This window comes from Mesorhizobium sp. Cs1299R1N1 (assembly GCF_037179655.1).
Taxonomy (GTDB): Bacteria; Pseudomonadota; Alphaproteobacteria; order Rhizobiales; family Rhizobiaceae; genus Mesorhizobium; species Mesorhizobium salmacidum.
On sequence record NZ_JAPYKR010000044.1, the window covers coordinates 1 to 11,332 of the forward strand.

General features: G+C 58.0%; 10 protein-coding genes. 7 read left to right on the top strand and 3 right to left on the bottom strand.

The genetic code is table 11. The features are described from left to right. On the top strand, window positions 1-749 hold a 749-nt coding region (locus O7A70_RS32975), incomplete at its 5' end, for a M24 family metallopeptidase (RefSeq protein WP_337144075.1). A gap of 91 nt (window positions 750-840) precedes the next feature. Here the strand turns inward: O7A70_RS32975 and O7A70_RS32980 are convergent. Next, complete coding sequence (locus tag O7A70_RS32980) at window positions 841-1,182, bottom strand: hypothetical protein (RefSeq protein WP_337144076.1); 342 nt, start codon at window positions 1,180-1,182, stop codon at window positions 841-843. A 1,078-nt stretch (window positions 1,183-2,260) separates the two neighbouring features. Between O7A70_RS32980 and O7A70_RS32985 the strand changes: the two genes are divergently transcribed. The 6 genes from O7A70_RS32985 (at window position 2,261) to O7A70_RS33010 (ending at window position 10,486) form a co-directional block, all read left to right on the top strand. Continuing rightward, window positions 2,261-3,847: an ABC transporter substrate-binding protein gene (locus O7A70_RS32985; RefSeq protein ID WP_337144077.1), complete on the top strand. Its 1,587-nt coding sequence runs from the start codon at window positions 2,261-2,263 to the stop codon at window positions 3,845-3,847. A gap of 18 nt (window positions 3,848-3,865) precedes the next feature. After that, complete coding sequence (locus O7A70_RS32990; protein WP_337144078.1) at window positions 3,866-4,804, top strand: ABC transporter permease; 939 nt, start codon at window positions 3,866-3,868, stop codon at window positions 4,802-4,804. After that, window positions 4,767-5,699: an ABC transporter permease gene (locus tag O7A70_RS32995; protein WP_337144079.1), complete on the top strand. Its 933-nt coding sequence runs from the start codon at window positions 4,767-4,769 to the stop codon at window positions 5,697-5,699. Before O7A70_RS32990 ends, O7A70_RS32995 begins: the two co-directional genes overlap by 38 nt. Further along, window positions 5,696-6,712, top strand: coding sequence for an ABC transporter ATP-binding protein (locus O7A70_RS33000; RefSeq protein WP_337144080.1), 1,017 nt, complete (start codon window positions 5,696-5,698; stop codon window positions 6,710-6,712). The genes O7A70_RS32995 and O7A70_RS33000 overlap by 4 nt, the downstream gene beginning before the upstream one ends. After that, a complete protein-coding gene (locus O7A70_RS33005) occupies window positions 6,709-7,725 on the top strand; it encodes an ABC transporter ATP-binding protein (protein ID WP_337144081.1) in 1,017 nt (338 codons plus the stop codon). The genes O7A70_RS33000 and O7A70_RS33005 overlap by 4 nt, the downstream gene beginning before the upstream one ends. Before the next feature lie 607 nt (window positions 7,726-8,332). Next, on the top strand, window positions 8,333-10,486 hold the full coding sequence (locus O7A70_RS33010; protein WP_337144082.1) for a CocE/NonD family hydrolase: 2,154 nt from the start codon (window positions 8,333-8,335) through the stop codon (window positions 10,484-10,486). Between the two features lie 56 nt (window positions 10,487-10,542). Here the strand turns inward: O7A70_RS33010 and O7A70_RS34425 are convergent, their stop codons facing one another. Beyond that, complete coding sequence (locus O7A70_RS34425; RefSeq protein WP_442921251.1) at window positions 10,543-10,815, bottom strand: hypothetical protein; 273 nt, start codon at window positions 10,813-10,815, stop codon at window positions 10,543-10,545. A 74-nt stretch (window positions 10,816-10,889) separates the two neighbouring features. After that, window positions 10,890-11,246: a LysR family transcriptional regulator gene (locus tag O7A70_RS33020; RefSeq protein ID WP_337144084.1), complete on the bottom strand. Its 357-nt coding sequence runs from the start codon at window positions 11,244-11,246 to the stop codon at window positions 10,890-10,892. Window positions 11,247-11,332: the final 86 nt, after the last annotated feature.

The following is an 11,332-nucleotide window of genomic DNA, read 5'->3' on the forward strand; positions in this document are numbered from 1 at the left end:
TAGAGGTTATCGATGCCGTCGACCTTGTCGAGGGCGCGAGGGTCATCAAATCCGATGACGAGGTGGCGTGCATCCGATGGGCTTGCGCTGTCGCCGAGCATGGTATCGCGCGCATGCAGGCCAGCATGGGGCTAGGCGTGACCGAGGTCCAGCTTTGGGGCATACTGAACTACACCAACCTTTCGAACATGGGCGGGTGGCACGAGGGTCGCATGCTGGCTTCGGGCCCGCGCATCAATCCTTGGCTTCAGGAAGCCACGCAGCGTGTCATCGAGCCGGGTGACCTGGTAGGCTTCGATACCGACATGGTTGGCCCCTTCGGCTACTTCTGCGACGTTTCGCGGACTTTTTACTATGGCGACCAGCCGCCTACCCATCGTCAGCGGCAGCTCTACCAACTGGCATATGAAGAGATTCAAACCAACCTGAAACTGATTCGGCCCGGCATGAGCATGAGGGAGCTCCAGGGTTCCGCTTGGCCGGTTCCGGAAGAGTTCCGCGAACAGGCTTACCCTTGCGTCATACACGGGGTGGGCATGTGCGATGAATATCCTCAGGTCAAGCCGCGTTTTCGCGGACCGATCGCTTACGACGCGGCGCTCGAGGAGGGCATGGTCGTGTGTGTCGAAAGTTATATCGGCGCGGTTGGCGAACGGGACGGCGTAAAACTCGAAGAGCAGGTACTTGTGACCGCCGGTGGCTACGAACTGCTCTCGTCCTATCCTTTCGAAGAACGCCTGCTTGGATAAGCGGTGCAAAGCTCCCGGCCAAACGCTTGCCCCTGTTCAGGAACGCGGGAAACGCAAGTCGCCGATGAACTCGCGAAGGTAGCACTTGTTGTCAAACTACCAGCTTACCGGGCGGCGCATCCTCGTCGCAGATTCTGACCTGGCCGCAGCGTTTGCTATCAATGATGAGCTCGAGAAAGCCGGCGCCGTGACCAGGTTCCCGGCTCTCACCATCGAGGATGCGCTTGACGCCGCAATGGCGATCAGCCCGGTCGAGGGCGTGGTACTGAGTGTCGAATTGAACGGCGAAACCACGTTCGCCGTAGCGCGACATCTGGTAAGGCGAAACATACCCTTTGTATTCATTGTTGGAATGAACAGTGCCGATATCCCCGAAGAGTTCAGCGATGCGCCGATCATCCGCAGGCCGCTGCAGGTTCACCAGGTCATCCATTTGATGGCGACGTTCTTCTGTCAGACGTAACTTGCGAGGCCGCCACATACGCTGCCATCCTTGGAAGAGCCCGCGTTCCCGGTACCCTGCCGGTTGGGGGTGACCGCGTACGGGATCGCGGGGGGCGCAACCCTCCACGCGTGTAGGGCCGACGTTGCGTTTGGTGCCGCCGCCGGCAGCGTTCCGCTGGAATCATGTCGGCCCAGGGCGACAAGCCGAACGCCGCGTCAGGCCCCCCGCCAATGCGGGTCAGCAGCACGCCGTCGAACCCCGGTGAACCTCACCGAGCTTAAACCGACGCCCACGCCGAGCGAGGGAAGGCAAGTCGTTGCCAACGCAAAACCGGCCATGAATTTCGAGCGGGCGCTGACTTCAAGGGCCACGTTGTCTTGCGCGCCTGCCGGCGGCATCCGCTTACCGTGGTCGACGACCATTCGCGCTTCTCGATCGCCTTCAGCGGCGCGAAGGCACCGACCATCCCCGGATGGCATCCCGGCACAGCTTCCATCGGGGATTGCGAACCTCAACGGTGCCGAAGATGGTTCGGTTCCGGTGTGTCGTGTAGTCCTTGACCGGTCGGAACGTATGGCAATACGGGCAAACCCGGCGAAGAAGAGCGTACGTCTCCGCCTCATGATTCACGACCGCCTTCTGCAGGGCTGCCATGATCTTCTCTTCTTGCTGTCGCCGATCGACAAGCCGATGTCGCCGTCGAACTGGCCCTCCCAGCGCTTGTCTATGCGGACCCTTTCGGCATGTGTCGCCAAATTCGTTGCGGCCCTCGATCGTAACCGTCCACTCCACCGCCATCGCTTTGTCTCCGATCAATACGATGCTGATCGACTGCTCGAGCCAACAACCCGTGTGACCCAAGAGAAATTACCGGTCCCTATTACCTGGCCCCCAGAGTCACTACCATTCGATAACATTTAGTGCTGAGCACGATAACTTTTTGTTCCGTTGTCCTGTTTCACCCGCGCCCGTACAGTTCTTTAAAAATTGCCGGGGGGCTACGCTGGACCGCTTAGCCGTCCTAGCCAAAGACCATCCAAAACAATCGGATTGGGAGGAGCGGATCATGAAATATACGATAGGGGACCTGAGTCGCCGGTCAATTCTCAGGACCGGTGCCGTGCTTTGTGGAGGTGTCGCTGCCGGCATGCCCCTATCGCGGGCCATATGGGCAGCCGAAGGCAAGGTGCTGTCCGCGCGTTCGCCAAGCGAGCCAAACACTCTCGATCCGGCATACTATACATCACAAGTCGAAGTGGACGTGATGAACTGCATCTATTCGAAGCTCACCCAATTCAAGCCGGGTTCGGAATTTGGCTGGGAGCGGGATACGGCGGAAAGCATAGAGCAGGTCGACCCCACGCATATTCGATTCCGTCTCAAGAAGGGCATGAAATTCACGGGCGGTCATGGCGAGTTGACCGCCAAGGACGTCAAATTCTCGTTCGAGCGTATCGTCAGAAACAACACACCGGTCAAAGTAGAATGGGGATCGCTTGATCGTGTTGAAATCGAGGATGATTATACAGGTGTAATGATTTTCAAAACTCCCTACGTGCCGGTCTGGACCTGCTCATTTCCTCATGGCGTTGGCCAGATCGTTTCCGAGGATGCAGTCATGAAGGCCGCAAAGGGTGGTGGCAATTTCGGCACTACTCCGCCAGCCTATTCCGGCCCGTATGTCCTCGCTGAGTGGAAGAAAGATCAGTACCTCCTTTTGAGTCGGAATCCGGACTGGGGTGGCGAAAAACCCGGCTTTGATGAAATCCGCATTTTGACTGTCACCGACGATAAGGCTGCGGAACGCGCCTACCAAGCGGGCGATATTGATTATACTGCGATCAGTCTCGACTCGCTGGCCACTTTGAAGGCTGCGCCGCCCAAAGATACAAGGATAGAGAAATTTCCCTCGATCAACTACGTCTGGATCGGGATGAATATAGATCACCCGAAGCTGAAGGACATCAATGTCCGCAAAGCGGTTCAATGGGCGATCAACGTGCCGCAGATTTTGGATGCTGCCTACGCAGGCCAAGCGCTGGTGGCGACGGGTACGATAGCCCCGGGCATGGTCGGACATCGAGAAAAGGCGCTCATCCCCCCAGAAGGAGATCTCGAGAAAGCCAAAGAGTTTCTTCAGAAGGCCGGATTGGCCGAGTTGACCTTAACCCTCAGTTGCCTGAACGACAGCACCGACTCAACAATCGCCCAGGTCGTGCAGGCCCAATTGTCTCAAATTGGCATCACGGTTGAGGTCAACGCCCAAGATCCCGGCTCGTTTTGGTCGACCGGCATGGAGTCGGAGGGTGATCGATGGAAGGACCTGCAGCTCAACCTGATGCACTTCTCCTCCAGTCCGGACCCCCATCTTTCAACAACTTACTTCGTGCGCGAACAGGTTGGTGTGTGGAACTGGGAGCGCTTCCGTAGCGAGCGGTTTGATGAGCTGAGTGCGAAGGCCGTAACAATCAGTGACCCAATAGAACGAGCCAAGCTCTATTACGAAATGCAGGACTTAATGGAAGAGTCTGGCGCGTATCGTTTCCTTACGAATGATGCCATGGCACTCATGTACCGGACGACCAAAGTTCAGCCTGCGACGCGTCCGGATGGGATACCACTCTACGTCCATTTTAAGCCAGTGTCTGCATAACTATCGGGCCGGACTGTCATGGGACTCTATCTGCTAAGACGTTTTGTCTTGGCGATCGCAATCATTACGATCGCGGTGACACTTCTGTTTCTGATGATCCATGCCGTGCCGGGCGATCCTGCGGTAACTTTGCTCGGCCCACGAGCGACCCCAGAGATGAAGGCGCAGATCCATCAACAAATGGGGCTGGACAAGCCCCTTGCCCTGCAGCTCGCCATTTTTTTTGGCAAGGTGTTCCATGGCGATCTCGGTATTGATGTGTTCAGCCAGAGACCTGTTGCCGACATTGTCTTCGAGCAATTGCCCTATACGATCGAACTGATCTTCGTCTCGATCTTATGGGCTGTCGCGATCGCAGTGCCGCTTGGCTGTTATTCGGCCATTAGGCGCAACTCGGTGATCGACCAGATCGTTGGAGTCATGGCGGTCGCTACAATCGCCATTCCGTCGTTCGTCATAGCTGTCTACGCGCTGCTGATATTTGCCGTGACGCTGCGCTGGCTGCCAGCAATCGGTGTCGGCAATGGATTCTGGGGTGGGCTTATCTATCTCGTCCTCCCGGCTTTCGCCATAGGGATTGGCTGGGTCGGCTACATCTCCCGACTGGTGCGCGCATCCATGCTCGAGGTCCTGGGGGAAAACCACATACGGATGGCCCGCTCCTTCGGGATCTCGGAATGGCGCATTGTAGCGCGTTATGCGCTGCCGCTCGCGATCCTGCCGGCTGTGACCATACTCGGGGTAGGCATCGCGTGGCTGCTTTCGTCCGCTGTCTTTATCGAAGTGGTTTTTGCGAGACCTGGCATCGGCGCGTTGATCGTGAACGCGGTCAATACGCGCAACTATCCAATAGTGATGGGCGTCGTGCTCGTCACCACGTTCCTTATCGTTGTCGCCACGACGCTCTCGGACCTTGTGAATGCGTTCCTCGATCCACGAACCCGGGAAAAGCTCTGACATGGTAAGGGTTGAAGCCATCTCTCGAGACGCCAACGATCCCATTGATACCGGCGCCTTTAGCACCTTCCTGCGGCAATTACGAAAGAACCGTCTAGGCGTGCTTGGAGCCGTGCTCGTCGTGCTCGTGTTCGCCAGCGCGATCTTCGCTCCGCTGATTGTCACGCACGATCCGACCCGGATCATGGTCGGGCCGCGTCTGGCCGCGCCATCACTGGACTTTCTGCTGGGCACGGACCAACTGGGCCGCGACACGTTTTCTCGCACCATCATGGGCGGACGCATCCCGCTATTCGTTGCCTTCGCCTCTCTCGGTAGTTCACTAGCCGTCGGCCTGGTCCTTGGTTTGATCGCAGGCTTCGGCCCCCGCTGGCTCGACAATTTGCTTTTGCTTTTCTTCGACACGATCCGATCGTTTCCCAGTATCATTTTCGCGCTGGCCATGATCGCGCTTCTGGGACCAAGTCTGGCGAGTGTCATTCTCGTCATCTCGATAACGTCCATGCCCATTTACGCGCGTGTCGTGCGCACCCAGACAGAAGCGCTGCGTAGCAGTGAGTACATAGCCGCGGAGCGCAGCATGGGCGCAGGCACGACGCGCATTCTGGCCGTGCACGTACTTCCCAATGTCCTCGGCCCGCTTCTCATTCTAGTGAGCATGGACGTGCCGGCCGTGATCGCCGTAGAGGCGGGTCTCAGCTTTCTCGGCATGGGCGTGCGACCACCAACGCCTGATTGGGGAGCTATCCTCAACGATGGTTATGGCTACATCAACCAGACGGCTTGGTTGATCATTGCCGGCGGCATTCCGATCGTCCTGGCAACGCTTGGCTTCACGTTCCTGGGCGAGGCGCTGCGTGACATATTTGATCCCAAATTGCGGAAAGACTTATGAGACGCGAGGATCTGACACAGCATAAGTCCGCCCGGCCGCTTCTTGAGATTCGTGACCTAAATCTCGATTTCGGCACACCTCGTGGGCGCGTCCACGCCCTGCAAAACGTTTCTCTCGACGTGCCAGCCGCACAAGTGGTTGGCATAGTCGGCGAAAGCGGATCCGGGAAGTCGACGCTCGCATATACCGTAATGGGCCTGCTTTCTGAAAATGCAGATGTGACCGCCGGCAGTATCCTGTTTGAAGGTAAAGACCTGCTCAAAATGCCCGCTCAGGCGCGTCGGAACTTGCTCGGCGATCGTCTCTCCATGATCTTTCAGGATCCGATGACCGCACTCAATCCGGTGCGGACCATCGAGAGCCAGATGATCGATATTCAGCACCACGACCAAGGAAGCCGCAGCGAAAAGCGCGCTCGTGCCCTCGAGATGCTTCACCGGGTCGGAATTCCCGATCCCCAAAGCCGTATCGGCGCCTATCCGCATCACTTCTCTGGCGGCATGCGTCAGCGTGTTTGCATTGCCATGGCGCTGCTGGTGAAACCAGCGCTCCTCGTCGCCGACGAGCCAACCACCGCGCTTGATGCGACCTTGGAAGTGCAGATCATTCATCTGCTCAAGGATCTGCAAAAGGAGATCGGCTGCTCGATTCTCTTCGTCTCCCACCACCTCGGCGCGGTGGCTGAGTTGTGCGACAGGGTCGCCGTCATGTATGCCGGCGAAGTGGTGGAGGAGGGGCCCGTTCGGGACATCTTCCACAATCCTGCTCACCCCTACACGCGCGCGCTGCTTGAGTGCGATCCTGGGCGGATCAAGAAAAGCACACGCACTTTGCCGACCATCCCCGGCGAGGTGCCGAGTCTTCTGGGCAGTAAGCAGGGGTGTATCTTTCGCACGCGGTGCCCGCAGGCATTCGATCGCTGTGCGCAAGAGAACCCGATCGAGTACCGCATCGGCGTGGAGCAAGTTGCTCGATGCCATCTTCTCGACGAAAAGCAGCTGGTGTCGGCATGACTGCGCTGCTTCGGGTTGAGGACCTGCGCGTCCGCTTCCGCACCATGGGTCCGCTGAAGGCGCTGGCAACTGGGACGAAAGTCCCTTTCATTGACGCGGTATGCGGTGTGTCCTTTGAAATCCGCAAGGGCGAGACGCTGGCCCTTGTCGGTGAAAGTGGCTCAGGCAAATCCACCATCGCTCGCACGATTATGGGCTTGCAGCGGGCTGTGAGTGGCAGCATCCGCTTCGACGGACAGGAAATTCAGGCGCTCAGCGGGGCCGAACGCAAGCCCTATTTACGGCGCATGGCAATGATGTTCCAGGATCCCGTCGGCTCTCTCTCGCCGCGGTTGACGGTTCGATCGCTCCTGACAGAGCCTTCTCGCATCCATGGATTCAAGCACCCCGATGCCGGTGGCGAAGCGGACCGCCTGCTGCGCATGGTCGGCTTGCCGGCGGATTTTGCTCGCCGCTACCCCCATCAACTTTCCGGCGGTCAGGCCAGGCGCGTAGGCATCGCGCGTGCCCTCGCGTTGAACCCAGACGTACTTGTTGCCGACGAGCCGACCGCGGGTCTCGACGTCTCAGTGCAAGGCGAGGTGCTCAATCTGCTCGCGCGGCTTCAGGACGAACTCGGCATGGCGATCCTGATCATAACGCACAATCTTAACGTGGTCCGTCACATGACCGATCGTATGGCGATCATGTATCTCGGTCGCTTTATTGAGGTCGGCACGACCGAGCGTATCTTCGATCAGCCGAGTCATCCCTATACCGAGGCGCTGCTTGCGGCCAATCCCGAGCCGGATCCGGATGCGACGCTGAACCGAATAGAACTCAAGGGTGAGGTGCCGAGCCTGTTTCGGCGACCATCTGGCTGCGAGTTCCATACACGTTGCCGTTATGCGCAGGATATCTGTCATCGCGTGTTCCCCGAACCTTTAGCAAGCCTAAATGATACGGAGCACAGCTTCAGATGCCATTTCCCGCTACGGGAATTGCCGTTCCCGGTTGAAACCCGACCTTGGTGACATGTCATAATCGCCCTCTTACCTTGACCATCTTTCGCCGACATACAACGCGGTCGGTCTAGTTCTCTCGGTTAGGAGCACCCGTTCCGCCCCCCCAAGTATCAACCGGCCTTTTGTCTAATAACATTTAATGTTGTGACGGATAACTTTTTGTCCGGTTGTTCTAATACATCCCACCCGTTAGCGTCGCCTTTACCACCAAGACAGAGAAGTAGCTCGAAAGGATTAATCTAATGCGGGGCTGAACAGTGAATTCGCAAGCGACCTTACTCGACGTAATGGAAGTGACCGGTGCGGCGGTTTCGGTAAGCTAGAATATCTTCATGGCATCCCAATCCGACCCAAGCGAGTAAGTTCTGATCCGTGTAGCCCCTGCGGGTATAAACAATACTGACATCAACAGGCGGGTCGCTTGGTATTCGAAAAGCGTGAAAAGTTGTCCAGGTCTCGAAAATCGCAGGACGCCGCCGCGGCCCGGTTCGGGTTCTCGGTGTGCTTTCCGCGAATTCAGGTTCTGACTGTGGACATATCGTCGCCGTCGGAGAGGACGTAGACGCCAACTGTGCCGCCATCCCGATTTGTCGGCCCTGAGCGGAGGGATGTTTGAATGAGCAATACCAAGATCTCGGCAACTCGACGCGAGGCCCCTGGGGATGAGAGCGCGGCGCTTCCTACCAGCGCATCTGCGGTCACGGCAATCAGTGCTCAAACCTCATCGACCAAGGCACGAACAGGTCCGCGCACAGTGCGTGAAATCGAAAACATTTGGATTCCGATGTCCGATGGTACCAAGATTGCGGCGCGCGTGTGGCTGCCGGATGACGCCGAGCATAATCCGGTGCCAGTGCTTATGGAATATATCCCCTACCGCAAGCGCGACAGCAGGCGCCTTCATGAAGAAACCTTCCACCCCTACTTGGCCTCTTTTGGATATGCTTGCGTGCGTCCGGACATTCGCGGTTCCGGGGATTCCGAAGGCCTGCCGATGGACGAATGGGTTAAGCAGGAGCAGGACGACGGCGTCGAGATCATCGCGTGGCTGGCTAAGCAGCCCTGGTGTACGGGCAAGGTCGGTATGTTTGGGATCTCCTGGGGCGGTTTTAGCGCACTGCAAGTGGCTGCCCGCCGTCCGCCCGAACTCAAAGCGATCATCACGGTTTGCTCGACAGACGATCGTTACCTTGATGATACGCCCTACACCGGTGGCATGATTATGGAGGACGCGTTCGGAACTGCATGGGGTCTCCGTTACCCCGCTTCTTGTGCAAGTCCACCCGATCCAGCAATCGTTGGGGACCGCTGGCGCGACATGTGGATGGAGCGTCTCAATAACCTGGACTTTTATACCGTCGGCTGGCTTACCCACCAGCACCGCGATGCTTTCTGGAAGCAAGGGTCAATCAGTGAAGATTATGGTGCCATTGAATGCGCCGTCTATGCAGTTGGTGGCTGGTTCGATCAGTATCGCCGTACGGTTCCGCGCATGCTCGCCAACCTCAAATGTCCGCGCAAGGGACTTGTGGGCCCTTGGGGACACCAATATCCGAACGCTGACGGCCCAGGTCCGGGGCCGGCGATAGACTGGCTCACCGAGTCGCTGCGCTGGTGGGATCACTGGCTCAAGGATACCGATACGGGCATTATGGACGAGCCGATGTACCGGGTCTGGATGCAGCAAGAGCCGGCGATGCTCGGCATACACCAGACTTCCGACCGGTGGGAGATCCCCGGCCGGTGGGTGGCCGAGGATAGCTGGCCTTCCGCGCGCATAGCGGCGCGCAAACTCTATCTGACCAAAGACGGGCTGGAGAACCATGCCGGTGCTGAAATGGCACGTGTTCTCAAGCCTTTGCAGACGGTCGGCATAACGGCGCCTGGATGGTGGTGGAGAAGTGCCGAGGAATCCCCTACCGATCAGCGAATTGATGACGCTCGCTCACTGACGTTCGATTCCGAGCCGCTCAAGGGCGGCTTCGAGATACTCGGCGGGCCGGTAGTGACCCTCGATCTGGCGGTCGACAGGCCGGTTGCGTTCCTCGCCGTTACACTCAATGAGGTCGATCCGGACGGCCGTTCAAAGCGAGTCGCTTATAATGTGTTGAATCTTGCCCACCGAGACAGTCACGAGTTTCCTCAACCGGTGGAGCCCGGCAAACGCTATCGCATCAGGTTAGCACTGCAGGACTGCGCCCATGTTTTCAATGCGGGTAAACGAATTCGTGTTACCGTGGCGACTTCACATTGGCCGGCATACTGGCCATCACCGGAGCCCGTGACCCTGACGCTCTACGCCGGTCGGTCCGAGCTCGAGTTGCCGGTACGACCGCCAAAGGCGGAGGACAGCGAATTGAAGCCTTTCGGCCCGGCCTTTGTTCCAGAGCCAACCTCCGGACGAACCATTTTGCAAGAAGCGCCGAAGCCAACCCGGGACGCTGAATGGGATGCCGCAACGGGCAAACTTACAATACGCAACGCCTATGGCACCGGGCGATACAGGATTGATGCGATCGGCACCGAGTTGTCGTTGACAGAAAGCGAGGTCAAAGAAATATTTGATCACGATCCCACCAGCGCCAAGAGCGACGCACAATACGTCAAGGTCTACAAACGCGGCGATTGGGACTGCCGCATCGAGGGTCGCCTAACTTTTAGCTCGACCAAGGACAATTTTTTGTTTGTGGGTCAGATTAAGGCCTTTGAAAACGACACCGAAGTCTTCGCCAAGACCTGGGATCGAACGATCCCACGCATGCTAGTCTGATATCCAGATCTTGGATGGGGACAAGCGCCGAAAGTGACAGATTGTCATCGAAGCGATCAGCGATACCGTTTGCCAGATCTGTCTAATCGGTCCGAGCTCGCGCCGGGTTGTTGCATCGAACGCAGGCTATTTACACATTGAGATGGTTCCACGACCTTGCGCTCCGCCAGCTCGTCACCGGCGAACTTCACAAAGGAGAAGCCCGCAACAGCCTGGCGCGCGCAGTTGCTTTCCATCTGCTGGGACGCTTCCGGGATCTCTGACGGCGACTGTTCATGAGCCGCCGGATCGGCAATTTCGTCGCCGTCAATCCGAAGGTCGATCTCCATCTGGTCTCGCTCGAGCGCGCCCCGCGCCGGCACGGACGGTTTCGACGGTCGCGAACGACATCGGCATCCGACAATCAGGGGCTGGGCCCTCTGCCGCCTTGCACGCTGTCAAAGGCTGCCGCCATGTGCCAGAGGCTCAGCGTCACAGCCTCGACCAACTCCTCGCCGGGGGCCGACAGCGAGACCTTCTGGTTGCCACGGTTGAACAGCTGGACCTGGAGGTGGTCCTCCAGCGTCAGGATGTGGCAGCTGACTGCCGCCTGGGTAACCGGGAGCTCGTTGGCAGCCTTGGTAAAGCTCAGATGCCGTGCCGCCGCCTCAATGCTCGAAGGGCGCTCAACGGAAGCCTGCGATAGTCCTTCGACATGAGAAATTGTTATACCGGTCCCAACAAAAAGTAAATTGCGTCTCGTCCCGTTCTCTATAAGCATGGACGCGATCGATATCAATGATCTCAATGCGCAGGATCGACATCAATCCAATCGAGTTGTGGCTTGAGCATGGTGGAGCGCATCCT